This is a genomic window from Palleniella intestinalis, from assembly GCF_013166595.1.
In the GTDB taxonomy this organism is placed as follows: domain Bacteria; phylum Bacteroidota; class Bacteroidia; order Bacteroidales; family Bacteroidaceae; genus Prevotella; species Prevotella intestinalis.
The window spans coordinates 79,229-105,143 of record NZ_JABKKG010000004.1; the positions used below are offsets into that span (position 1 = coordinate 79,229).

The 25,915-nt window shown below is 52.1% G+C and carries 21 protein-coding genes; 15 read left to right on the plus strand and 6 right to left on the minus strand.

Features of this window, described 5'->3' with window-relative positions; all coding sequences use genetic code 11:
* Positions 1–98: 98 nt before the first annotated feature.
* Positions 99–3,086: a DNA polymerase I gene (gene polA / locus HPS57_RS06890; protein ID WP_172181514.1), complete on the minus strand. Its 2,988-nt coding sequence runs from the start codon at positions 3,084–3,086 to the stop codon at positions 99–101.
* A 142-nt stretch (positions 3,087–3,228) separates the two neighbouring features.
* Here polA and HPS57_RS06895 point away from each other — a divergent pair, with 142 nt between their 5' ends.
* The 3 genes from HPS57_RS06895 to HPS57_RS06905 all read left to right on the plus strand — a co-directional run bounded on the left by HPS57_RS06895 (position 3,229) and on the right by HPS57_RS06905 (position 5,095).
* On the plus strand, positions 3,229–4,236 hold the full coding sequence (locus tag HPS57_RS06895) for a polyprenyl synthetase family protein (protein WP_172181516.1): 1,008 nt from the start codon (positions 3,229–3,231) through the stop codon (positions 4,234–4,236).
* Between the two features lie 255 nt (positions 4,237–4,491).
* Complete coding sequence (locus HPS57_RS06900) at positions 4,492–4,830, plus strand: type II toxin-antitoxin system RelE/ParE family toxin (protein ID WP_172181518.1); 339 nt, start codon at positions 4,492–4,494, stop codon at positions 4,828–4,830.
* On the plus strand, positions 4,805–5,095 hold the full coding sequence (locus HPS57_RS06905; RefSeq protein ID WP_172181520.1) for a helix-turn-helix domain-containing protein: 291 nt from the start codon (positions 4,805–4,807) through the stop codon (positions 5,093–5,095). Before HPS57_RS06900 ends, HPS57_RS06905 begins: the two co-directional genes overlap by 26 nt.
* A 137-nt stretch (positions 5,096–5,232) precedes the next feature.
* Here the strand turns inward: HPS57_RS06905 and deoC are convergent, their stop codons facing one another.
* The 5 genes from deoC to mnmG all read right to left on the minus strand — a co-directional run bounded on the left by deoC (position 5,233) and on the right by mnmG (position 11,652).
* Positions 5,233–6,120 carry a deoxyribose-phosphate aldolase gene (deoC, locus tag HPS57_RS06910; protein WP_172181522.1) on the minus strand — a complete coding sequence of 296 codons (888 nt, stop codon included), beginning with the start codon at positions 6,118–6,120 and terminating at the stop codon, positions 5,233–5,235.
* Positions 6,121–6,233: 113 nt separating this feature from the next.
* Complete coding sequence (gene dtd, locus HPS57_RS06915) at positions 6,234–6,716, minus strand: D-aminoacyl-tRNA deacylase (RefSeq protein ID WP_172181524.1); 483 nt, start codon at positions 6,714–6,716, stop codon at positions 6,234–6,236.
* Between the two features lie 57 nt (positions 6,717–6,773).
* Entirely contained in the window at positions 6,774–8,729 is a 1,956-nt protein-coding gene (uvrC, locus tag HPS57_RS06920; RefSeq protein ID WP_172181526.1) for an excinuclease ABC subunit UvrC, read from the minus strand.
* 183 nt (positions 8,730–8,912) lie between these two features.
* Positions 8,913–9,443 (minus strand): adenine phosphoribosyltransferase, encoded by a 531-nt coding sequence (locus HPS57_RS06925; protein ID WP_172181528.1) that lies wholly within the window; start codon positions 9,441–9,443, stop codon positions 8,913–8,915.
* Positions 9,444–9,630: 187 nt separating this feature from the next.
* A complete protein-coding gene (gene mnmG / locus HPS57_RS06930) occupies positions 9,631–11,652 on the minus strand; it encodes a tRNA uridine-5-carboxymethylaminomethyl(34) synthesis enzyme MnmG (RefSeq protein ID WP_172181530.1) in 2,022 nt (673 codons plus the stop codon).
* Between the two features lie 115 nt (positions 11,653–11,767).
* Here mnmG and HPS57_RS06935 point away from each other — a divergent pair, with 115 nt between their 5' ends.
* From HPS57_RS06935 to HPS57_RS06990, 12 genes are all read left to right on the plus strand, one after another.
* Positions 11,768–11,971 (plus strand): hypothetical protein, encoded by a 204-nt coding sequence (locus HPS57_RS06935; RefSeq protein WP_172181532.1) that lies wholly within the window; start codon positions 11,768–11,770, stop codon positions 11,969–11,971.
* A gap of 240 nt (positions 11,972–12,211) precedes the next feature.
* Positions 12,212–12,895, plus strand: coding sequence for a succinate dehydrogenase cytochrome b subunit (locus tag HPS57_RS06940; protein WP_172181534.1), 684 nt, complete (start codon positions 12,212–12,214; stop codon positions 12,893–12,895).
* Between the two features lie 26 nt (positions 12,896–12,921).
* Positions 12,922–14,904: a fumarate reductase/succinate dehydrogenase flavoprotein subunit gene (locus tag HPS57_RS06945; protein WP_172181536.1), complete on the plus strand. Its 1,983-nt coding sequence runs from the start codon at positions 12,922–12,924 to the stop codon at positions 14,902–14,904.
* A 153-nt stretch (positions 14,905–15,057) separates the two neighbouring features.
* Complete coding sequence (locus HPS57_RS06950; RefSeq protein WP_135940068.1) at positions 15,058–15,816, plus strand: succinate dehydrogenase/fumarate reductase iron-sulfur subunit; 759 nt, start codon at positions 15,058–15,060, stop codon at positions 15,814–15,816.
* 77 nt (positions 15,817–15,893) lie between these two features.
* Entirely contained in the window at positions 15,894–17,012 is a 1,119-nt protein-coding gene (locus HPS57_RS06955) for a transporter (RefSeq protein ID WP_172181538.1), read from the plus strand.
* A gap of 206 nt (positions 17,013–17,218) precedes the next feature.
* Positions 17,219–18,121 (plus strand): dihydrodipicolinate synthase family protein, encoded by a 903-nt coding sequence (locus tag HPS57_RS06960; protein WP_172181540.1) that lies wholly within the window; start codon positions 17,219–17,221, stop codon positions 18,119–18,121.
* Positions 18,122–18,134: 13 nt separating this feature from the next.
* Positions 18,135–19,718 carry a sodium:solute symporter family protein gene (locus tag HPS57_RS06965; RefSeq protein ID WP_172181542.1) on the plus strand — a complete coding sequence of 528 codons (1,584 nt, stop codon included), beginning with the start codon at positions 18,135–18,137 and terminating at the stop codon, positions 19,716–19,718.
* Positions 19,719–19,842: 124 nt separating this feature from the next.
* Positions 19,843–20,988 (plus strand): iron-containing alcohol dehydrogenase, encoded by a 1,146-nt coding sequence (locus HPS57_RS06970; protein WP_172181544.1) that lies wholly within the window; start codon positions 19,843–19,845, stop codon positions 20,986–20,988.
* Between the two features lie 89 nt (positions 20,989–21,077).
* Entirely contained in the window at positions 21,078–22,487 is a 1,410-nt protein-coding gene (gene axeA1 / locus HPS57_RS06975) for an acetylxylan esterase AxeA1 (RefSeq protein WP_172181546.1), read from the plus strand.
* Positions 22,488–22,595: 108 nt separating this feature from the next.
* Positions 22,596–23,675, plus strand: a complete 1,080-nt coding sequence (pdxA, locus tag HPS57_RS06980) for a 4-hydroxythreonine-4-phosphate dehydrogenase PdxA (RefSeq protein WP_216653388.1) — start codon at positions 22,596–22,598, stop codon at positions 23,673–23,675.
* Between the two features lie 129 nt (positions 23,676–23,804).
* Positions 23,805–24,923, plus strand: a complete 1,119-nt coding sequence (locus tag HPS57_RS06985) for a four-carbon acid sugar kinase family protein (protein ID WP_172181548.1) — start codon at positions 23,805–23,807, stop codon at positions 24,921–24,923.
* Positions 24,924–25,019: 96 nt separating this feature from the next.
* The gene (locus HPS57_RS06990) at positions 25,020–25,688 is read left to right on the plus strand and encodes a DUF4230 domain-containing protein (RefSeq protein ID WP_172181550.1); all 669 of its coding nucleotides are present in this window, start codon (positions 25,020–25,022) and stop codon (positions 25,686–25,688) included.
* The last annotated feature ends 227 nt before the right edge of the window (positions 25,689–25,915 follow it).

The window sequence follows — 25,915 nt, forward strand, 5'->3', positions numbered from 1 at the left end:
AACCAAGTATTTTTACACTTTTTTGTAAATTAATGATATTCTTTTTCGCTATATTCACTGTCGGGTGGCTATATCATCGGTGTAACGCCCCGTTCTTTTCAGTGTGCCTCAAGCCAGTTCGCGCCCCACCCGAAGTCGGCGATGAGTGGCACAGAAAGCTTGGCGGCAGACTGCATCTCCTCGACTACAATGCGCTCGACATGCTCCTTTTCTTCCGGAAGGACGGAAAAATTCAGTTCGTCATGGACCTGGAGGAGCATTTTCGATTGGAGGCGTTCTTCACGGAACCGCCTGAAAATACGCACCATAGCAATCTTGATAATGTCGGCGGCAGTGCCCTGTACGGGCGAGTTCATCGCCTCGCGTTCGGCAAGGGCGCGTTCCGTGCCGTTGCCGCTGGTGATGAGTCGCAGATAGCGGCGGCGCAGCAGCATGGTCTCGGCATATTCCTTCTGCCTTGCCTTCTCCTTGCACTCCTCCATGAAGTCCCGGATTTTAGGGAAGGTGACGAAGAAACCGTCCATAAGTTGCTTAGCCTCAGAGCGTTCTATGCTCATGTTCTGTGCCAGACCGAACTGTGTGATGCCGTAGATGATGCCGAAATCCGCACGTTTTGCCTTTGAGCGTTCCTCCGGAGTGACCTCTTCTGGCTGCTTGTGGTAGACGGTGGCTGCTGTTGCGCGGTGGATGTCCTCACCGTTCCGGAATGCGCTGACCATGCGCTCGTCGTTGGAAAGGTGAGCCATGACGCGCAGTTCTATCTGCGAATAGTCGGCAGAGAAGAACAGGTTTTTGGCGTCTTCCGGTGAAGAGTTTTTAAATGTTCCACGTGTAACAATTTCACTGTTTCCTTGCAGCGGGATGAAGCATTTCCTTATCTCTTTTCCGTCCTCGTTTCTGACAGGAATGTTCTGCAGATTTGGGTCAGAAGATGACAGTCGTCCGGTGGTTGTGACACACTGGTTGAAGGTCGTGTGGATGCGTCCCGTCTCAGGGTTCACAAGCAACGGCAGGGCGTCGACATAAGTATTGATAAGTTTCTTAAGTCCCTTATATTCAAGTATTTCGTTGATGATAGGATGCTTCTTGCGCAGAGGGGTGAGTATCTCTTCGCCGGTGGCATACTGACCTGTCTTGGTCTTCTTCGGCTTCTCCATGAGGCGGAGTTTTTCGAAGAGGATGATACCCAGCTTCTTCGGGTTTGTCAGTGTGAATTCCTCTCCTGCCAACTCATAGATTTTCTGTTCGTGGGCGGCAAGGCGTTCATTGAAAACGCGTGACACTTCCTTCAGTGCGTCGAGGTCAATGGCGATGCCGGTCAGTTCCATGTCGCAGAGCACTTCCATGAGCGGCATCTCGATGTCATTGAAAATGTGCCACTGCCCTTCGGTCTCTTTTAACCTTTTTTCAAAAATCGTCCACGAAGCTGTTGCTATGAAGGCACGTTCCGTCGCGTAAGCCATGGCCTTCTCCACGGGGAAGTCGCGGAGAGTCATGTCGCGGAGGTAAGGAGCTTTTTTCCCTTCCGCCTTCATTTCTTCGCGGATAACCTTTTTTAACTCTTCGAAATTTGCAGGGGTATGCTTGAAGCAGTCGAAGGCAATGTCGTTGATGGTGTGCTTAGGATTCAGTCCGCACTCAAGGAGGTAGTGGGCGATCATCACGTCGCGCATGGTTCCGCGCATGGTTATGCCATAGCGGTGGAGCAGAATCATTTTTGCCTTGAGGTCATGTCCGACTTTCTCAATCCTTTCGTTGCTGAAGATTGGCTCAAGAATGGCAAGCCGTCGTTCCGCTTCCCGGCGTTCGGAGGGCAAAGGGATGAAATAGGTTTTTGAACCACTGACGAGCGTCAAACTGACAATTTCTGCCGTCATTGGTGCGGAAATGGTCGTTTCGAGGTGAAAACCGACACTCTCCGTTGTCAAAATAAAGTCACAAACATTCTTTGTTTGTTCCTCTGTTTCAATAAGTTCAGCGGTGTATGGAGGTAGCGATAACCCTGTATTCCTTGCGATATTTTCTTGCACCTGTCCACTCGGAGGGGTAGAGGTGTTAATTTTTTTAACCTTTACCGTCTTGTATATGGGTTCTCCGAAAAGGTCATAGCCGGTTACTACCTTTGCCTCTATTGTCTCCGAATTCGGGTCTTCCGCCGAAAGGCTTGCTTCCTTGTCATCACCGTTGGCGATGGCGAGGAATTTTTTCTTTATCTGGCGTAGCTCGAGGAGGTCAAGCTGTCGCGTGAGTTCCTGAACATCCCATTCTCCATATTCCATGTTGCGGAGGAGGGTAGGGAGGTTGTCGGAGATTTCCGGAATGTCGGTGCGTATTTCGGCGAGGAACTTTGAGATGCGTATGTCCTCGATGTGCTCCTGCACTTTCTTGCCGAGAGCACCCTTCACTTCCGAGGCATGCTCGATGAGGTTCTCGCAGTTGCCCCATTCGTTGATGAGTTTGACGGCAGTCTTCTCACCCACACCCGGGCATCCAGGGAAGTTGTCGGCGGAGTCACCCATGAGGGCGAGGATGTCGATGACCTGTTTTGCCGATGAAATGGAATATTTCTCACATATTTCTTTCTCTCCGAGAACATCATATCCCCCCTTGAAACGCGGTTTGTACATGAAGACATTCTCCGTGACAAGTTGTCCGTAGTCCTTGTCAGGAGTGAGCATGAATATCTGTTTTTCCGCGGTTTCATCGGTGTTTTCCTTATCAAGCTGTGTGGCGAGAGCTCCGATGATGTCGTCCGCCTCGAACCCGTCGATCTGCAGGATAGGTATGTTCATGGCAGTGAGCAGGTCCTTTATCACAGGCACGGCAGCCTTGATGTCCTCCGGAGTCTCCTGACGCTGAGCCTTATACGGCGGATAAGCCTCATGTCGGAATGTCTTTCCGTGGTCAAAAGCCACACCGACATGTGTGGGTTTCTCCTTTGACAGAACCTCATGCAGAGTGTTCATGAATCCGTGGATGGTGCCGGTGTTCATCTGCATCTGCGTGCTGTAGAAATTGCTGTTCAGCAGTGCGTAGTAGCTTCGGTAGATGAGCGCATAGGCATCGATAAGAAATATTTTTTCCATTTTCCGGTGGGTTGTTTTACTATTTGTGTGCGCCGGTCATGCAGGGCGCCGGATTATTTTTTTTGCAAATTTGTTGTAAAATTACTCAAAAGTTTTCATTAATACCAATATTTTATATTAATTTTGCACTAAATATTGTTTTATGGCTGATACACTGTCACACATCAAGGCTCCGATTACCGATGAAATGGCGCGTTTTGACGCTATCTTCAGGGAATCGTTGTCCAATAACGGTGGCTTGCTTGACAAGATGCTTGAGTACATCATGCGTCGCGGGGGCAAGCGCATGCGCCCTATACTTACCCTTCTTGTTGCCAAGGCGTTCTCCAAGGGGGAAGGGGCTGCGGAGGAAGATAATACCGTGATTTTCAAGGCTCTGCACGCTGCCTGCTCGCTGGAGCTTCTGCACACGGCATCGCTGGTTCACGATGATGTGGTGGACGAGAGCGACAAAAGGCGTGGGCAGGCTTCTGTGAACGCTTCGTTTGACAACAGGCTGGCGGTGCTTGTGGGCGATTTCATCCTTGCGACATCGCTGCGAGAGGTGGCGACGGCCGGCTGCGGTGCGATGACCGATGCCGTGGCGAACCTCGGACAGACGCTGGCGGCGGGGGAGGTGAAGCAGATAGAGAACATCTCGACTGCGGATTTCTCAATGGAGAATTATTTTGACATAATAGACAAGAAGACGGCTTCGCTCTTCGAGTGCTGTTGCCGTCTGGGTGCTCTCTCGGCAGGTGCGGGAGAGGAGCAGATGGTGAAGGTCTGTGAGTTTGGCAGAAACATAGGCATACTGTTCCAGATTCGTGACGACATCTTCGATTATTCTGATTCTGAGGCAATTGGAAAGCCGACCGGCAACGACATGAGGGAGGGAAAACTGACTCTTCCGGTGCTTCATGTGTTGCGTTCCGCGCCCGATGAAATCGTCGGTTTGGCGCGCAAGGTGAAGGCTTTTGATGCCACGGAGGAGGACATTTCCGTGCTGATAAAGTACACTCGTGAGCATGGCGGCATAGAGTATGCGCAGGGTGTCATGGAGGATTATTACCGCCGTTGCATGGACTATGTTGACAGCAATATTACTGACGCCTCCATAGCTGATTCACTGCGTCTGTATGTTGACTTTGTGGTGGGCAGGGAGAGCTGATTTGACTTCTCTGTCTGTTGCGTTTTGATATAATGAAAGGTAACGTTTTGCCATGCAAAACGTTACCTTTTGTGTAGTCAACCATTACCTTTCACATTGCGAAAGATAATGGTTTGTAATTAATTGATAGTCAATTAATTTAGTGATTTTAAATATAGTGTCAAGATTTCTGATTATAGATTATTAACTTTTTGACTGCTGTGATTTTTATTTGATTTAGTTGTATAGTTGTACAACTTTTGTTATCTTTGCAGCATGGCACGGAAAATAAAAGCCTTTGGCAATCATTTCTATGATTTTGTGTCAAAGTTAAGCGTGATAGAGCAGAAGAAGGTAAGGAAATCCCTGCTGTTGTTCTCTGAAAATGACCGTTTCCCAAGACATTTTGTAAAGTATATTGAGGACGGTATTTATGAATTCAGGGTTACGTTAGGTAACAATGAGTTCAGAATATTTTTCATTTACGACGGTGAGACACTTGTCATTCTGTTTAACGCTTTCCGCAAAAAGACGCAAAAGACACCGAGGAATGAGATTGAAAGGGCAAAACGATTAAAGGTAGAATATTATGAACAAAAAGACGGAACTTTATGACATAAGTGCCGAACTTGACAAGGAGTTTGGTGCACCGGGGACAGAGTCTCGCGAGAAGGCTATTCAGGAAGCATGGGAGGAATATAATGCCCAGATTCTTTTTGACGCCCGTAAGCAGTCAGGACTGACACAATCGGAGCTTGCTGCGAAAATAGGGGCGGACAAGAGTTATATATCCCGTATAGAGAGGGGCTTGACAGTGCCCTCCATTGCGACATTCTACAGGATGGTTTCTGCCATGGGATTGTCCGTGGAATTGAGGTAGGGGACATAAGGAAATTGATTATGGAAAACAGGAATCCCGACAGTAAGAATAGGCTGTCGGGATTCCTGTTTTTTTGTGTTGTCTATGACTTTTCTAACTCTCTTTTGGTTGTTTGTTTTTCAAAAGATGTTTTGGAGTTAGAAGAACTTCACTTCCTTGCCCTCAATGTCGGAGAGGAGGAGGTTGGCAAGGCGTGATGTGCCGAGACGGAGCCACTTGTTTGTGAGCCATTTCTCGCCGAGAACCTCCTTGACGATGGTGTAGTAGGTGACAGCGTCTGCCACGGTGTTGATGCCGCCGGCAGGCTTGAAACCTATCTGTATGCCGGTCTCGTCGTAGTACTCCTTGATAGCTTGGCACATGACGTAGGCAGCCTCAGGAGTTGCGCTGACCTTCTCCTTGCCTGTGGAGGTCTTGATGTAGTCCGCACCGGCGTACATGGAGAGGATGGAAGCTATCTTTATGTCCTTGGAATCGCGCAGGTCACCGGTCTCGAGGATTACCTTCATGGCAGCGTCGCCACAGGCGTTTTTCATCTCGGCGATGTCCTCGGCAACACCTTCGTAGTCGCCTTCAAGGAACTTTCCTACCGGCATAACGATGTCTATCTCTGTCGCGCCGTCAGCGATGGCGAGGGATGTCTCGGCTATCTTCACCTCCATGCGAGCCTGTGAGGAAGGGAAGGAGCCTGAGACGCATGCGATTTCCACGCCCGGGACGCGCAGAGCCTCTTTTACAGCCTCTGCAAAGCAAGGGTAGACGCAGATTGTTGCCACGTGGGGGAGGTCAGGATAAGCGTCGTCAAACTGGTTGACTTTGTCCGTGAACTCCATTACAGAGCGGTCGGAATCGGTGGTTTTGAGGGTTGTGAGTTCGATGCTTCCCATGAGGAATTTCTTCACTTCAGGGGTCATGTTCTCTTCGAGGTGAGCGTCAAGGAGAGCCTTTGTTTCCTCTGCCACCTGTGCGTCGTTGAGGTCAAGGTTATACTTGCCGAGGGCTTCTTGGATTTTGTTTGTTTCCATGTTGTTTAGTTTTTTGGGTTAATGGTTGTGGGTTATTGGTGGTTGCAGCATGGCTGCCATGCTGCAACGATGCAACATGATGACTCATGATAAATCATGCTGCATCATGATAATTATTCCTTGTTGTGCGAGTCGATAAAAATCGTCACGGGACCGTCGTTGATCAGTTCCACTTTCATGTCTGCTCCGAAGACGCCTTTCTTGACTTCCTTGCCTATGGCGGCGGACATTTTCGTGCAGAATTCCTCGTAGAGAGGTTCTGAGATGCTGCCCTTTGCCGCGCGGAACCATGACGGTCGGTTGCCCTTTTTGGTGCTTGCGAAGAGGGTAAACTGGCTTATTGCGAGGCATTCGCCGTCAACGTCCTTCAGCGAAAGGTTCATAATTCCGTTCTCGTCGTCGAAAATCCTCAGTTGCGAGGCTTTGCCCACGAGCCAGTCGATGTCGGCTGAGAGGTCGGTTTCCTCGACTCCTACGAGTATGAGGAGGCCTTTTCCGGTCTCTTCGTGGTGGGTGATGTGGTCGTTTTGGTATTCGAAGCCCTTCTCGTAGACTGTCACTGCGGAGCGGCTCACTCTTTGGATTATTAGTCGCATGGTTGGTGTTTTTGGTTTGTTTTTGGTGGGTCAGTATTGTCAGAACTGTCAATTATGTCAATATTGACGGGAATTTTTGTCATTACTGTCGTTACTGACAAGATTGTCGATTAGGATTTTTGCCTTCGCCGGTCCTATCACATCCGCGATGCTTTCGTAGTCCGCCTCCTTTATGCGCTTGACGGATTTGAAGGCTTTCAGCAGTGTTTCGGCGGTCTTTGGACCAATGCCCTTGATGTTGTCAAGCTCACCTGACAGGGCGTTCTTGGAGCGTTTGTCGCGGTGGAAAGTGATTGCGAAGCGGTGAACCTCGTCCTGCAGGCGTGTGAGGGTGTGGAACAGCTCGCTGTCGGTCTTCAGCTGCACGCTAACAGGCTGCTGTGAGACGTTCGTGCCCACATCACGGAGATAGAGAAGCTCGTTTGTGCGGTGCTTGTCGTCCTTTGCCAGACCCGCGATAGGTATGTCAAGGCGCAGTTCGCCCCATACCACCTCCGCCACGCAGTGCATCTGTCCTATGCCGCCGTCGCAGACGATGAGGTCGGGAAGGGTGCCGGTTGTGAGCGTTGTCTCCACGCTTTTCGCCTGTTCGAGGGTGATTCTTTCGTCCGTTTCAAGGATAGTGCGCAGCTCATCCGCCGTCTTGCCGTATCTTCGGCGCACGATTTCCTGCATGGAAGCGTAGTCGTCAGGGCCTTCAACAGTCTTGATGTTATACTTCCGATAGTCCTTTTTCGACGGTTTCATCTTCTTGAACACGACACAGCTTGCCACCGCATCGGAGCCGGAAATATTGGAATTGTCGAACGCCTCGATACGCATCGGCAGGGCAGGGAGCGCGAGTTTGTCGCGCAGTTCCTGCATAAGTCGTGTGGCACGCTGTTCGGGATTGAGCTTTTCCGACTGTTTCAGGCGGTCAACCTTATACTGCCGGCAGTTCATCCGCGATAGTTCGAGAAGGTGCGCCTTGTCGCCTCGCTGCGGCACAAAGAACTCTGCGTTAGGAATCTGCCATTCCAACGGCTTTTCGACAATAACTTCCCTTGCCGTGGATTGGAACCGCTCGCGTATCTCAGGGATGGCTTCGACAAGGATTTCCTCTGCCGTTTCGCCGAGACGGCGCTTGTATTCGAAGGTGAAACTTTGGTTTATCTGGCCGTTCGTGACATGGATGTAGTTGACATAAGCATTACTGTTGTCATCGTCGGTAAGGCAGGTGAACACGTCCACATTGGTCACTGTATGGCTCACAACCTCGCTTTTGGCACAGAACTGCTCCACAAGGAAGTACTTTTCTTTCAGTTTTTGCGCGTCCTCGAAACGCATTTCCTCGGCAGCCTGCTGCATTTCGTCCCAAATCATGCGCAGGAGTTGGCGTGTGTTTCCTTTCAGAATCTCGCGAGCCGCCTGCATGTTCGCCTGATAATCCTTCATGGACTGCTTGCCAATGCAGCAGCCCCCGCAGTTCTTTATGTGGTACTCCAGGCACGGTCTGTACTTTCCTCGCACGATGTCATTAGGCTGGATGTTCATGCGGCAAGTGCGAGGGTGGTAGAGTTTCTTTATGAAATCGAGCACGGCATACATTGAACCAACATTGGCGTAAGGACCGAAAAATGTGCCGAAATTCTTGTTTATCTGCCTTGTCGGGAAGATTCTCGGGAAATATTCGTTTGTTATGCAGATGCTGGGGTAGGTCTTTCCGTCCTTCAGGAGTATGTTGTAGCGCGGATTATACTTCTTGATGAGCGCGTTCTCGAGGAGCAGTGCGTCGTCCTCCGTGTTCACTACGGTGTACGTAATGTCCGCAATCTTCGACACAAGCACCTTTGTCTTGAACCTGTCCACCTCCTTATGGAAATAGGAAGAGACACGCCGCTTGAGGTTTTTTGCCTTGCCTACATAGATTATAGTGCCCTCAGCATCGTAATACTGATAGCTGCCCGGTTTTTCCGGCATATTGAGCACTATGTTCTTCAAGCGTGCCAGACGCGCCTCATTGTTCTCTTTCATAAGGTTTTTGGTACGTTCCACGTGAAACAAGTTTGTGGCTTTTATGGGGAGTTTCTCGGACAATACCGGCAAAATCGGCAGAATTGACATTGATGACAATAATGTCAGTACTGTCAGGGTTGTCAATAGTGACAATATTGACAGTATTGTCCGAACTTGCTTGTCACATCAGTTGCAAGTCTCCTAAACAACCATCAGGGTCGTTATTTCCGTGTCTTCATCGAACATGTCGCGTCCGTGGAGCCCCTCGACGGTGAGTTCGATGATAAAGTTAATGTAGATTTTCTTCGGGTTGAACTTCTTCACAAGGTCGTAAGCCGCACGCATGCTGCCTCCGGTTGCAAGGAGGTCGTCATGGATAAGCACAACATCGTTTTCGTCGATGGAACCTTTGTGAATCTCGATTGTGTCCGTTCCGTATTCCTTTTCATAAGACTCGCTGATTGTCTCTCCCGGGAGTTTTCCCGGTTTGCGGCAGAGGACGGCGCCTGCACCGAGTTCCACGGCTGTGACGCCTGCAAGCATGAATCCTCGCGATTCTATGCCCACGACTTTCGTTATGCCCTTGTCCTTGTAAAGTTCCACGATTTCATCGCGCATGATTCGCAGGCATTCGGGGTTTTTGAACAGGGTGGTGACATCCTGGAATTGGATTCCCGGTTTTGGGAAATCATAGATGACACGTAGGTTTTCTAAAAGTTTTGGATTGTTCATGATTATTGTTGTGAATTTGTAATGTTGTTGCTCAGAGGAAGGAGAGGTTAGGTTTTCGGCGATAATTCCGCTTTATGGCGTAAAAAATCGCCGAAAATCCCGAAGCGTGGAACTGTGGAACAAAAACTTGTTTCTAACGTCTCTTTTCGTTGAAATCGTGTGTTTTATCTACGTTCCACGTGAAACATTAGCGTCCCATATACACTAATAGCACATTGATGTCCGAAGGGGACACTCCCGGGATGCGTGAAGCCTGTGCGAGAGTCTGCGGAAGGCGCGCCGAAAGTTTCTGTCTGGCCTCGGTCGAAAGGCTCTGCAGGGAATTGTAATCGAAGTTTCCGGGGATTTTGATGTCCTCAAGGCGGTGCATCTTTTCCGCATATTCGCGCTCGCGGCGGATATATCCGTCATACTTTACCATTACCTCTGTCGCCTCGATGATTTCGGATTTGAGGGAGGAGAGGTGTTTCACGGCGGAATCGATTGGTTCGGAAGAATCGGGCGAATCGAGTAATTCGGATAATCCGAGAGAACCGAATGAATCGAGAGAATCGAATGATTCTGGCAAGATATTATGCTCAATGAGACCGTTGATTGTCACACCCGGACGGGCGAGAAGGTCATCAAGGTGGTAAGAGCCACGCAGAGGAGTAGAGCCGATTCCTTCGAGATAAGGATTTATTTTCTGCGGTTTCACCGTCGTGTTGTGCAGAATCTCCCGAAGAGTCTCTATGCCTTTTTCCTTTTCAAGCCAGCGGTTCATGCGGACGGAAGTAGCAAGTCCGGCGGAGTGGGATAGGGCAGTGAGCCGTCGGTCGGCATCATCCTGACGAAGAAGTATGCGATACTCCGCCCTGGAAGTGAACATACGGTACGGTTCGTCGACACCTTTCATCACGAGATCATCGATGAGTACGCCGATGTAAGCCTGGTCACGGTTAAGTACGATGCCATCCTCTCCGCCGGCAAGGCGTGCCGCATTGAGTCCCGCCATGAGTCCCTGACCCGCTGCCTCCTCGTAACCCGTCGTGCCGTTGACCTGTCCTGCGAAGAAAAGGCCCTTGCAAGCCTTCGATTCGAGAGTATGCTTCAACTGTGTAGGGTCGAAGAAATCGTACTCTATGGCATAGCCCGGACGATAAACCTTCAAATCCCTGAACGCCGGAATCTCACGGAGAGCCTCTATCTGCACCTCCATCGGCATGGACGAAGAGAAGCCGTTAAGGTACATCTCGTTGGAGTCCGTCCCCTCAGGCTCGAGGAACAGCGGATGCGACGTGCGGTCCGGGAACGTTATAAGTTTTGTTTCCACCGACGGACAGTAGCGCGGTCCGATGGACTCAATCTGTCCGTTGTACAGTGGAGAGTCGGCAAGACCAGAGAGAAGTTTCTCATGGCAGCGGCTGTTTGTCTCCGTCGTCCAGCACGGGAGCACCGAACCGCCCGCACAATTCTCGTCGGAAGGGTAAGGCAGGGCAAAATTCCTGCGGTCGTCCGTGAACTGGCTCTCGAACGTTTCCGAGTCAAGGTAGCTGAACATCCTGTCCATCTGCTCGCCGTCCTGCCGCACCATGTCCTCATAATGCACGGAGCGTGCGTCGATGCGCACCGGAGTTCCCGTTTTCATTCGTGCCGACCTGATGCCGAGAGCGTTTATCGATTCTGTCAGATGCGCAGCCGCCGGTTCGGCGATTCTTCCACCCGGAACCATCTTGCGTCCGATGTGCAGCAGTCCGTTGAGGAATGTTCCTGCTGTGATGACAACAGCCTTTGCGCGGATTTCCACGCCCCATATTGTTGTCACGCCGCAGACACTGCCGTTCTCCGTGAGCAGTTCGTCCACTTGGTCCTGCCAGATGTCGAGGTTAGGCGTTATGTCCAGTTGGTGGCGCCATTCCCAGATGAACTTCCCACGGTCACACTGTGCGCGAGGGCTCCACATCGCCGGACCCTTCGAGCGGTTGAGCATGCGGAACTGTATGGCAGTCCTGTCAGTGACGATGCCCATCCTTCCGCCGAGCGCGTCCACCTCGCGGACAATCTGTCCCTTGGCAATTCCGCCCACGGCAGGGTTGCACGACATCTGTGCAATCTTGTTCATGTCCATCGTCACGAGGCAAGTCTTCGCGCCGAGACCCGCACTTGCGCAAGCCGCCTCGCACCCAGCGTGTCCGGCTCCGACGACTATCACGTCATAGAAAAGTATCATTGCGTAGTTTTTTTATTTTCCTGCAAAAGTAAGAAAATATTTTGAATTCTTTGGAAAATATTTTGATTAATCAACAATAATTATTAATTTTGCAATCGAAACCACGCACATACGCGTGTACAACCTGACAGAGAGCGTCTCCGCGCGCCCTGCACGCCGTCATGCCCGACTACATGGGAGGCTTTCCGTGGCGTGGGATTTCGGCGGCTCAGGCGCAAAAAGCCATGTATGGCGGAAGCGATGCCGTCGGCGGACTGTAGCGCATGACTTTGCGAAGCGTTACCTTTTACCATACGAAATGTTACCTTTTGTGTGGTAAAGTGATACCTTTCGTGTGGTGAAGTGATACCTTTTGGCAAGGGGCGTGAGATGCGAAGGGGCGTGGCTGATAAACCATGATGCAACATGATGCGTCATGGTGAATCATGGTGCAGCGCGATGTGGCATGATGTAACATGATATCTCATGATGCAACTTGGCAACTCATGGTGAAGCTTGACGAAAAACCTATCGGAACAAATTCAAAAACATAATTAATTCAATCAACATTCAAAAATCTATGTGGTTATTAAACTCTCCAATCGGTAGAAAGGTAGTTATGTCCGTGACCGGCATCTGCCTTATCCTTTTCCTGACGTTCCACATGAGCATGAACGTAGTCGCGCTGTTCTCCGCAGAGGGCTACAACATGATCTGTGAGTTCCTTGGAGCCAACTGGTACGCCGTGGTTGCAACACTCGGTCTTGCCGGTCTGGCAGTGATTCACATTTTCTACGCTTTCTGGCTGACAATGCAGAACAAGAAGGCGCGTGGAAACAACGCTTACGAAGTGACAGAGAAGCCGGCAATGGTGGACTGGGCATCACAGAACATGCTCGTCCTCGGCCTTATCATCGTCCTCGGCCTGCTGCTCCACCTCTACCACTTCTGGTGGAACATGATGGCTGTCGAGCTCCTCGACCCTGCTGCTGCCATGTATGGCTGCGGCGCAGGCGTTCCGGGTCCTGCTGACGGCTATGCGTGGATAGAGCTCACGTTCAAGAACCCTGTGTGGACAGTCCTCTACCTCGCTTGGTTTGCTGCAATCTGGTTCCACCTCACCCACGGTTTCTGGTCAGCAATGCAGACCCTCGGCATCAACGGCAAGGTGTGGTTCAACCGCTGGAAGGTAATCGGCGTTGCCTACACCACAATCCTCATGCTTGGATTCGCTGTGGTGGCAATAGTGTTCACATTGAAATAATCCAACCTTGAAGAAACAAGAAAACAATGGCTAAGCAATTAAACTCAAGAATACCAGAAGGACCGGTAGCCGAGAAATGGACCAACTACAAGGCTCATCAGCGCCTGGTCAACCCTAAGAACAAACTGAAGCTCGACGTCATCGTTGTCGGAACAGGTCTGGCAGGCGCCAGTGCTGCCGCATCACTCGGTGAGATGGGCTTCAACGTCTATAACTTCTGCATCCAGGACTCACCACGCCGTGCGCACTCTATCGCAGCGCAGGGTGGTATCAATGCTGCTAAGAACTATCAGAACGACGGCGACTCCGTTTACCGTCTGTTCTACGACACAGTGAAGGGCGGTGACTACCGTGCACGTGAGGCAAACGTCTATCGTCTTGCCGAGGTGTCCAACGACATCATCGACCAGTGTGTCGCTCAGGGCGTTCCTTTCGCACGCGAGTACGGCGGTATGCTTGCAAACCGCTCTTTCGGTGGTGCGCAGGTGTCACGTACATTCTACGCAAAGGGACAGACAGGCCAGCAGCTTCTCCTCGGTGCTTACTCTTCTCTCTCTAAGCAGGTGAACGACGGCAAGGTTCGTCTCTACACACGCTACGAGATGGAGGATGTTGTAATCATCGACGGTCGCGCTCGCGGTATCATTGCCAAGAACCTTGTAACAGGCAAGCTCGAGAGATTCTCCGCCAACGCTGTGGTAATCGCCACAGGTGGTTATGGCAACGCTTACTTCCTCTCCACAAACGCCATGGGATGCAACTGTACGGCAGCTATCCAGTGCTACCGCAAGGGTGCGATGATGGCAAACCCATCCTACGTGCAGATTCACCCTACATGTATCCCTGTACACGGCGACAACCAGTCAAAGCTGACCCTTATGTCAGAGTCCCTGCGTAACGACGGCCGTATCTGGGTTCCTAAGAAGATAGAGGATGCAAAGGCACTCCAGGCAGGCACAAAGCAGGGCTATGAGATTCCTGAGCAGGACCGCGACTACTATCTCGAGCGCCGCTATCCGGCATTCGGCAACCTCGTGCCACGTGACGTTGCCAGCCGTGCTGCCAAGGAGCGTTGCGACCACGGCTTCGGTGTCAACAACACAGGTCTTGCCGTGTTCCTCGACTTCTCCGAGTCTATCCAGCGTCTCGGTATCAATGAGATTCGCCAGCGTTATGGCAACCTCTTTGACATGTACGAGGAGATTACCGATGTCAATCCGGGCGAGCTTGCAAAGACAGTTGACGGCGTAGAGTACTATCATCCGATGATGATCTTCCCTGCCATCCACTACACAATGGGTGGTATCTGGGTTGACTACGAGCTCCAGACAACCATTCCGGGACTCTTCGCCATCGGCGAGTGCAACTTCTCCGACCACGGAGCAAACCGTCTTGGCGCTTCTGCCCTCATGCAGGGTCTCGCTGACGGCTATTTCGTGCTTCCTTACACAATCCAGAACTATCTCGCCGACCAGGCTATCTGGCCGCGCCTCTCTACCGAAATGCCTGAGTTTGAGGCAGCTGAGAAGGCTGTTGACGCAGAGATGGAGCGTCTCCTCAACATCAAGGGCAAGCGTTCTGTGGACTCTCTCCACAAGGAACTCGGCCACATTATGTGGGAGCATGTCGGCATGGGACGCACAAAGGCAGGTCTCGAAGAAGGCTTGAAGATGCTTAAGGAGCTCCGTAAAGAGTTCAATACCAACCTCTTCGTGCCTGGCACAAAGGACGGTCTCAACGTTGAGCTTGACAAGGCCATCCACCTCCGCGACTTCATCCTTATGGGTGAGCTTGTCGCTTACGACGCCCTCCACCGTGAGGAGTCTTGCGGCGGACACTTCCGTGAAGAGCACCAGACAGAGGAAGGTGAGGCAAAGCGTGACGACGAGAACTTCTTCTATGTCGGCTGCTGGGAGTACCAGAAGAATGACGAGACTGCTCCTGAGCTCTCAAAAGAGCCTCTCGAGTACGAGATAATAAAGGTACAGACACGTAACTACAAGAATTAATAATCTCAGGGTTGGAGATTTTCTCTCTGATGCAACATGATGAATCATGGTTAATCATGATGCAACATGACTTCATGACAAAACATGTCGAACCATGATTCATCATGTTGCATCAAAGAAAAACCTCCCAACCCACAACCATAAACCACTATTATGGCAAAGAATATAACTGTAACAGTAAAATTCTGGAAGCAGAACGGTCCAAAGGACCAGGGACACTTCGAAGAGCAGCTGATGAAGAATGTGCCGGACGACACATCATTCCTCGAGATGCTCGACATGATGAACGAACAGCTCATCAATGACGGCAAGGAACCATTCGTATTCGACCACGACTGCCGTGAGGGCATCTGCGGCATGTGCTCACTCTACATCAACGGCACACCGCACGGAAAGACAGAGCGCGGAGCTACAACATGCCAGCTCTACATGCGTAAGTTCAACGACGGTGACGTCATCACCGTAGAGCCTTGGCGCTCGGCAGGCTTCCCTGTAATCAAGGACTGTATGGTTGACCGCAACGCCTTCGACAAGATTATCCAGGCAGGCGGCTACACATCTATCCGCACAGGACAGGCTCAGGACGCCAATTCTATCCTTATCCCTAAGCAGGACGCTGACGAGGCAATGGACTGCGCTACATGTATCGGCTGCGGCGCTTGTGTGGCAGCCTGCAAGAACGGTTCGGCAATGCTCTTCGTATCCTCTAAGGTAAGCCAGCTCGCTCTCCTTCCACAGGGACGTCCTGAGGCTGCAAAGCGCGCAAAGGCAATGGTGATGAAGATGGAGGAACTCGGCTTCGGCAACTGTACAAACACTCGCGCTTGCGAGGCTGTTTGTCCAAAGAACGAGTCCATCGCCAACATCGCACGCCTGAACCGTGAGTTCATCAAGGCAAAACTCGCTGACTAATCCACTGCAAGGGAACAGCTCTATAACTACCGACCGCCCGTGACGACAGTCCGGGCGGTTGTTGTTTCCGGCAGGTATTGTCAATACTGTCAATACTGACACCACTGTTCCCGGTCAATACTGACACTATTGTCATTACTGACAGTATTGACTTCCAAAAATCACTCATGAACCATCTCCGCTCCTTCAAGCTCCCTATCGCAATGATCATGGGCGTGCTTGCCTACTACCTCTTCCGTGCCCTTCCCCTCGACACAGAGGGCGAAAGGATGCTCTACGCCACCATAACGCGCGCCATACAGCCATCACTCATCTTCGTGATGCTCTTCCTCTCCTTCCTCAGAGTAAGCCCCCACGACCTCAAACCCCACCGATGGCACGGCATTCTACTGCTCACACAAGGCGGACTCTTCGCACTCTGCTCCCTCGCCGCCTATGCCTGCGGACTGCTGCCCACCACCATTGCCGAGGACATGAAACTCCTCCTTGAGGGCGCAATGCTATGCTTCATCTGCCCCACAGCGACCGCCTCGGCCGTCATTGTAAGGAAACTCGGCGGCTCAATGTCAGGAATAGTGACCTATATCCTCCTCTGCAACATGATGGTAAGCATCCTCGCACCCGCATTCCTGCCACTCGTGGAGCCACACGCCGGCATAGACTTCTTCACCGAACTGTTCCTCATCATGGGGCAAGTGTTCCCGTTGCTCCTATGCCCCCTGCTCCTCGCAATCATCACAAGACACTATTGCCAAAAGCTCTGCGCAAAGCTCCTCAGCATGCCCGACCTCCCTTTCTACCTCTGGCTCATAGCCCTTCCACTCGCAATCACGGTGACCGTACGCACCATATACAACAGCCATATCGCCCTTTCCCTGCTCCTGTGGTTGTCCCTCGTCTCCCTTGTGGCATGCATAATCCAGTTTGCCCTCGGCAGGATGATAGGCAGACGATATCCGCAACCCGTCAAAGACCCCTCCGAATGGAAAAGAGCCGTCTATGACCCCACCACCTTTATCAGTGCGGAAGAGCGCAGCGCAATCACCGCAGGGCAGGCCTTCGGGCAGAAGAACACCGTCTTCGTCATCTGGCTCGGCCTTATGTTCCTCAATCCCATCACCTCCGTTGTAGGCGGATGTTACAGCATCTGGCACAACATCATCAACTCCTGGCAGCTCTATAAAGCCGGGAAATGACCGCAATCCGACAATTTGCCGACTTGTCTGTTTGTCAACTTGACAATTTGCCGGATTGAAAAAACAACATTTTCCCCTTTCCATCCAAAAAAACATGGAAAATCATTGACAATACAAAATATTTTATTAACTTTGCAGATACCTGAAACAAAAAGGCTGAGACAATTAAAACAAAACATAATCACAAACTAACAAATCCAAACAAAATGAACAGTAGCAAGTACAATGGTGTGGTTGTCCCTATGGTGACACCGGTGACCAAGAACGGATTCCTGGACAAGGAAGCAGTGGAGAGAATCATCAAGTCGTTCGTCAAGGCAGGCGTCAGCCCGCTCCTCATGGGCACAACGGGAGAAGGAAACTCCGTGTCCACAATTGACGGACAGGCGTTCATCGAGACTGCCGTCAATGCCGCAGAAGGCAAGATAACAATCTATGCCGGACTGACCGGCAACTGCTTCATCGAGCAGCTTAAGCAGGCAGGATACTACAGCGCATCGGGTGCGGACGTCATCGTGGCGACACTGCCGAGCTATTATGCCCTCACTCCCGAGCAGATGGAGAACTACTACACAAAACTCGCGGACTCCATAAAAGGCCCGCTCATGCTCTATAACATTGCAGCAACGACACACATGTCCATCCCTGTCGATGTCATCGAGCGTCTTTCCCACCACCCGAACATCGTGGGTCTGAAGGATTCTGAGCGCGACATGGAGCGCATGGAGAAGTGCATAGCCATAGCTCAGGGCAGGGACGATTTCGCTTATTTCTGCGGATGGGCGGCACAGTCGGCACGCTCTCTGGAACTCGGCGGCAACGGTATCGTGCCTTCAACAGGCAACTTCGTGCCGGGAATGTTCAAGGAACTTTATGACGCAGCCATAACAGGTGATATGGAGACAGCCAACCGCCTGCAGGATGAGACAAACGAAATCGCCAAGATTTATCAGGCAGGACGCACACTTGGACAGTCGCTGACAGCCCTGAAGGTCATGATGCAGACACGCGGACTGTGCACCCCTGACATGCTCATGCCGCTCACACGCCTCTCCGAGGACGAGGAGAAGGCTGTCGCAGAGAAAGCCATGACAATCACCAACGAGTAAAACCGGCGGAGTTATGGCAGACATTCACTGGGTGGACTACGCCATCGTAGTCCTTTCTATCCTTCTCGCCATAGGCATGGGCGTGTTCTTCGCCCACAGGCAGAAGGACAGTTCCACCTACTTCACAGGCTCCGGAAAGGTGCCTGTGTGGGCGGTGGGAATGAGTATTTTCGCCACATTGATAAGCAGTGTGACATTCCTCGCCTATCCGGGAGCGGCTTATGGCGGCAATTGGATACTTCTTGTGCAGGGACTCATGGTGCCCTGCGTCCTGGTCTGCTGCATTGGAATCATCGTGCCTCTGTTCAGAAAGGTCATCCGGCTCTCCACGTATGAGTACTTCGAGCGACGTTTCGGATCTTTGGCACGCTATTACTCCAGTGTGGCGTTCATCCTCACCCACTTCACGAAGATGGGCTCCGTCTTCTTCCTTGTGTCAATGGCGCTTGCGGCGTTCATGAACATCGACATCTACATCATCATCGCCGTCCTCGGCGTGACGATAATCCTGCTCACTTTCCTCGGTGGCATGGAGGCGATAATCTGGATGGATGTGGTGCAGGGCGGACTGCTCATCGGCGGCGGACTCTTGTGCGTCATCATGCTCCTCTTCCCTTACGGCACGGACATAACCTCCGGAGAGATACTCTCCACGGCATGGAACGCCACGACAACCGTCGGGTCTTACGAGGTCAGCAAGATAGGTGTCGGGCCGTTTGAGTGGGACTTTGTCGAGACAACCTTCTGGGTGATGGTGTTCAACGGCATCTTCTACGCCCTGCAGAAGTACGGCACTGACCAAACAATTGTGCAGCGCTACCTCACCGCCAAGGACGACCACGAGGCGAAAAAGGCAGCTTTCATCGGCGTGTTCCTCTCCGTTCCCGTGTGGACAATGTTCATGTTCGTGGGCTCACTGCTCTTCGCCTACTACCAGCTTGCACCGGATGCAGCCGTGGAAGGCATGAAACCGGACGCTGTGTTCCCGCATTTCATCTCCACACAGCTCCCTATGGGTGTGCGCGGAATAATCATCGCGGCAATCGCGGCGGCGGCAATATCCTCGCTCGACTCCGACCTCAACTGCCTTTCGGCTATCGCCGTGCAGGACTATCTTGTGCGCTTCAAGCCGGATGTCAGTGACCGTACGAAACTCATCTTCGGCCGTTGGATAGTTGTCCTCGCAGGACTTGGCGCGATAGGCATCGCAATCCTCTATGTGCAGAGCAACGGCGGAGCGGTCCTTGAGACAATCTTCAGCTTCTATGCCATCTTCTCCGCCGGAATCGTGGGCATCTTCCTCCTCGGTCTGCTGAGCAAAAGGACAAACAAGCAGGGGCTTTATGTCGGACTTGCCGTCTGCATTCTGTTCACTGCCTACGCTATGCTCACATCCCCGCAGAAGATGCCTGACGGCTCAAAGCAGGCGCTTCTCGACCTCGGAGCGTGGAACTATACCCACTCCAAGTACATGCTCGGCGTCTACAGCCATATCATTGTCCTTGTCGTGGGCTATGTGGCGTCCTTCTTCTTCAAGGGCGAAAAGATTGACGAGGAGCTCACTCTGTGGGGCTGGCTGAAGTCAAGAGAAAAGTAATTAATCAAGGGGTGAAGGCAGGAGGTGGCAGTACTGCATTATGATGTAACATGTTCAACCATGATAAATCATGTTGCAAAACCGCCAACCATTAACCCTCAACCCACTAAACAAACAACAAAACATGAACCCAATAGAACTAAAGCAGCCGCAGCGCATTGTCTTCGGCACAGGCTGCATGAACAAGATGTGCGAGGAATATCTCGCTTCCGGACTCAAGAACCTTTTCATCCTCACCGCTGATCCGATACTGCCGCTCATCTCTCCGGTCATCAAGCAGCTCGAAGAGGGTGGGGTGAAGACCATGGTCGAGACAAAAATCCTCGGCGAACCTACCGTCAACGACTTCAAGCGCATACTCAAGGAGGCGCAGGAATTCGGTGCTGACTCTGTGATAGGCATCGGTGGCGGCTCTGTCATGGATGTCGCAAAACTTGTCGCTACATTCATGCACACCGAACAGACCATCGAGGAATGCTACGGCATCGGCTTCATCAAACAGCGCGGAGTATGGTTTGCCTGCGCTCCTACGACAGCCGGCACAGGCTCCGAGGTGTCCCCTAACGCCATCCTCCTTGACGAGACGGACAACGGAAAGAAGGGCATCATCTCCAATTTCCTCCTTGCTGATGTCGCTTACCTTGACCCGCAGCTCACCGCGACAGTGCCTCCGCGCATCACAGCCGAGACAGGTATGGACGCACTGACCCACTGCATCGAGGTCTACACCAACAAGTTCGCGCACCCTTGCGTCGACATGTACGCCCTGAAAGGCATAGAGCTCATTGCCAAGAACCTTGAGCGCGCCGTCAAGGACGGTAAGGACATGGAGGCTCGCGAGGCAATGCTCCTCGGCTCAATGTACGGCGGTCTCGGTCTCGGGCCTGTCAACACGGCTGCTGTCCACGCCTTGGCTTACCCTGTGGGCGGCATGTTCCACAAGAGCCACGGTCTCTCCAATTCCGTCCTTCTGCCTACGGTGATGAAGTTCAACATGGAGGCAAATGTCAAGAGATATGCCGATGTGGCCATTGCTTGCGGATGTGAGCCGGGCGCGACAGACGAGGAGACAGCTCTCCGCGGCGTGGAGTTTGTGGCACAGCTGTCAAAGAACTGTGGCATACCGCAGACTCTTGCCGAGATAGACATCCCACAGTCGGAGGTTCCGGCAATGGCAGCGGCGGCAATGCTCCAGCAGCGTCTGCTGAAGAACAACCCTCGCCCTGTCACGGAAGAGGATTGCAAGGACATCTATAACGCACTTTATTAATAATTATGGGGGAATCATGGTCATCATGATGCATCATGTTACATCATGTGGTATCATGATGACCATGACCCCTCTCCAATCTACAACCAATGAAACACGGACTCACTGCCTGCCTGCTTGCCTTCACAGCCGTCCTTTCGGCACAGGCGCAGACAGCACGCAGACTGACATTACCTTTGTCAGACGACGGAAAGGCTGAGATGACTGTCTACCTTCCGGAGCACCCACGGTCGTCAGGAATGGCGATTGTCGACTGCCCGGGCGGTGGCTATTCCCACCTTTCCATGGAGAATGAGGGACACAACTGGGCACCGTTCTTCAACGAGAACGGCATCGCCTACTGCGTCCTGCAGTACAGAATGCCTAAGGGCGACCGCTCGGTTCCTCTCACTGACGCCTACAAGGCGATGCGGACCGTGAGGGACAGTGCCGCGGTATGGCGCATAAACCCTGCCGCAGTGGGAATCATGGGATTCTCCGCCGGCGGACATCTCGCCTCCTCTGTCTCCACACATGCCCCTATGGCGGTGCGTCCGGACTTCTCAATACTGTTCTATCCGGTCATCTCCATGGACCAGAAAGTCACTCACAAAGGCTCTTGCGTCAATTTCCTTGGCGACGGACTAAATGATGAGAAACTCGTAAAGGAATGGAGCAACAACCGTGCCGTGCGCCGTCATCTCACTCCGCCCGCCATCATCCTCCTTGCGAGTGATGACCGTGCCGTGCCTCCGGTGACAAACGGCATCGCCTACTATTCCGCCATGCGCAACGCCGGAAACGACTGTTCGCTCTTCGCATGGCCGTCGGGAGGCCACGGATTCGGTTTCCGCACGACCTTCGCTTATCACGAACAGATGAAGGCTGAGCTGCTCCGCTGGCTCGACACTCTCCGTCTTCCTCAGCAGGGAGCGAAGAAGATTGCCTGCGTGGGCAACTCTATCACTGACGGCATGGGCATTGACATGGCGGGCAGAAACGGTTATCCTGCCGTCCTTGGCAAGCTCGCCGGCGACGGCTATGTCGTGAAGAACTTCGGTGTTAGCTCACGCACGGCAATCGACAATGGCGACCTTCCTTACCGAAAGGAAAAGGCTTGGCGCGACTGTCTTGACTGGCAGCCGGACATTGTGGTGATAAAGCTCGGCACGAACGATACTAAGGAGCATAACCGCAACGGGCTTGAGAAGACTTATCCTGCCGCCGTGCAGAAGATGATTGATGAGCTTCGCACCCTGCCTTCCTCACCGCGCATCTTCCTTGCGTCACCGATTCCGGCATTCAAGTCCACATGGACAATCAATGATTCTGTCATTTCCGCCGTCGAAGTCCCTGCCTTGAAGAAGCTGTCAAAGAAGAACAAGTGCGGATTCATCGACCTCCACACTCTCTTTGCGCCACATGCCAACCTCATGCAGAAGGACGGTATCCACCCGACTGACAAGGGTGCGGCAAAGATTGCGGAGATAGTTGCCGAGGCAGTGCTTGAAAAGAAATAACCTCAATCAGTATCGTCAGTTGTGTCAATATTGTCAGTATTGTCGTTTCGGTCTGTACTGTCATTGCTGACACTACTGTCAATCCTGTCACAAAAACCTAAAACCCAAATGAAACCAATATTAGCAATAACCATGGGCGACCCTGCCGGCATAGGACCTGAAATCTGCGTCCGCTCCCTCGCCCGCGAAGAGACATATTCCCTCTGTAAGCCACTCATCGTAGGCGATGCGAAGATTATCAGCCTCGCCATCGAACTCCTGAAACTCGACCAGCCGCTCTCCGTAAACGCCATTGCCGCCGTCAAGGACGCCAAGTTTGAGCACGGCACAATCGATGTCTACGACCTCGACCTCATAGACCTTGACACATTCAAGTTCGGCGAAGTGCAGGTGCAGTGTGGCAATGCCGCCTTCCAGTATGTGCGCAAAGCCATCGAACTCGCCATGGCTGAAGAGGTTGACGGCACATGCACGGCACCGCTTAACAAGGAGGCTATACACCTCGCAGGCCACAATTATGACGGCCACACAGAGATTTACGCCACCTTCACCAACACAAAGAAATACGCCATGCTCCTTGCCGACGGCCCTATGCGTGTGATTCATGTCTCCACCCACGTATCGCTCCGCGAGGCTTGCGACCGCTGCAAGAAGGAGCGTATCATAGAGGTTTATGAGCTTATCGACGATGCCTGCCGCCAGTTTGGCATCAACAATCCGCACATTGCCATAGCAGGACTTAACCCGCACTGCTCCGAGAACGGGCTCTTCGGCTGGGAAGAGGCGAAGGAAATCATCCCTGCCGTTGAGGAACTCAAGGCTCGCGGCTTCAATGTCGAAGGCCCTGTGCCGCCGGACTCAGTGTTTGCGAAGGCAAAGAGCGGCAAATATGACGGTGTCGTGGCACAGTACCATGACCAGGGACACATCCCTTTGAAGGTCGTAGGCTTCAACTGGGACGCTGCCACAGGCAAGATGCTGCCGCAGAAAGGTGTGAACATCACTCTCGGACTCCCTATCATCCGCGTGTCCGTCGACCACGGCACAGCCTTTGATGTGGCAGGAAAGGGAGTTGCTGCCGAGGATGCTCTCATCTCCTCCATTGAGTATGCGACAAAGATGGCGATAACACGCTGGAAGAGAAAACGATTAGAACGTGTAGAATTATTCAACTCCTTCAATCAATAAGAATGAAGTAAAGGATTCTCATTATTGTCAGTTTTGGTCAATACTGTCAGTAATGACATAATTGACAATACTGTCAGTACTGACACTACTGACAATAATGACAGAACTGACCAAACCGATTAACAACTCATGCTCTACGTTATTGCTGACGACATCACAGGCGCGGCGGAAATCGCCGGTATGGCTCACCGCTACGGTCTGCGCACAACTCTTACGACATCCGTCCCTTCTTCCATCGAGGAAGGTACGGATGTCATTGTCTTTGCCACCGACGCACGTTCCGTCACCGCTGCCGAGGCTTATGCCATGACGGCAAAGGTCACCAAGGCGGTAATGGCTTTCCCATGCGCCGATGGTGACAAACAGAAACTCATCTTCCGCAAGACAGACTCCGCACTGCGCGGAAATGTCCGCGAGGAACTGCAAGCTATCCTTGACAACAGCCATTATTCCCGTGCGTTGTATGTCCCTGCCAACCCCTCAAAAGGACGCATAATAAAGGACGGGACATACTATGTCAACGGCACACCGATAGCGGAGACCGACTTCCGCTTTGACCCTGAGTTCCCTGCCGTGACAAGCAGCGTGGCGGAACGATTCCCCGATTTGCCCTTCGCAAACGCCGAAAGCAAGGCCGACACAGATCGTGCCGCAGCCTCCGCACTCACCGCCGGCGACACGCTCCTTGCCGGGGCGGCAGACCTGTTCTGCTCCCTCGTCGAGCAACTTTTTGTCAAAGAGCCCCATGAACCTCTTGAGAAGCCCTCGCCATTGTCCCTTTCCTCGCCGATGATTGTCGTCCGCGGCTCCACGCAGAGCAAGGCTCTCGACCTCGGGATGCCTGTCGAGACAATGCCGACGGACGTCTTCTATGAGCGTGCCGATGCCTCCTCATGGACTGAAGCCATACTGCCGCGCTACACAAAGGCAGGCAGCACCGTGCTCACCATAGGCGACAAGGAAGTCCGCACAGGCAAGGATGCTGCCGTCTATCTGCGCCGCACAATGGCGGAAGTATGCTGCGCCATGCTCGATGCCGCCCTCCCTGCGGAGCTTGTCATAGAAGGCGGTGCGACAGCCTTTGCCATACTCTCCCAAACCCCTTGGCATACGTTCACCGTCACTGACGAAATCGCGCCCGGTGTGGTGCGCATCAAGCCACTCAATGCCGACATCCACATCACCATGAAGCCCGGCAGCTACGCCTGGGGCAACCTCTTCGGGCAGCAATGTGTCAGACAGTATTGACAGTATTGACAATCTTGACAATACTGACAGTGCTGTCAATACTGACATAACTGACAATTAATTACAACCTCTCTCACCAAACGCATCTCCACAACCATGAAATCCAAGGAACTCACAGTCTATCTTGTCCTCACAGTCATCGTCTTATCCCTCATGACAATCCTCAGCATGAAGGCATGCAGCAATGCCAATCCTGAAGAGAAACCGCAGGAAGAAGCCGTCATCGAGACCGTCCGCCGGCATTCGCGTCTCTACACCGCCGAGGCGCAGAGCAAGAAGACCATGACCTACACCTCGCAGAACAAGCTCTCCCTTAAAGCCCTCGGCATAGACAAGTCCATCGACCTGCCGCTCGGTAAGACAGAGGCGAAGATTCCTGTCACCGTGACCTACAAGGCATACATCGACCTCGGACGCGTCGACAGCCGCAATGTGCGCACCGACGGCAAGACGATACGCATAATCCTGCCCGACCCGATAATCGTGGAGACAGCATGCACCGTGGACCATGAGAACGAGTCGCAGGAGAAGCAGCTCCTCGGCAAAGGACTGACCTACGAGCAGTACCAGGAGATGGTGCGCCAGGCAAAGGAGAGCGCATGGACAGAGCTGCCGGATTCCGCCCAGCAGGCAGTCATCGAGACCGCCAAGGTCTCCGCAACAGACCTCCTCATTCCACAGCTCCGCGCCCTCGGTTTCACGAAAATAGAGATTGCCTACCGCGAGGATTTCTCCCTCCGCCAGCTTGTAAGGCGAAAGGAGTGATAAGGTCAGCGTTAATTATTGAGATTAATCAAATCATCAGGTTGATACGTGTCAATTTGATGATTTTCTTGTTTTTACATGATAAAAGTTATAAATTGTCATAAATCGATTCAATAAAGGTTAATAACAAAAATATGCGGTAAAAATGTGTTAAAAATGTTGGTGACAGATACATTTGATATTTATATTTACCAGTTTTTTTATAATTTTGCACCCCAAAAGAGAAT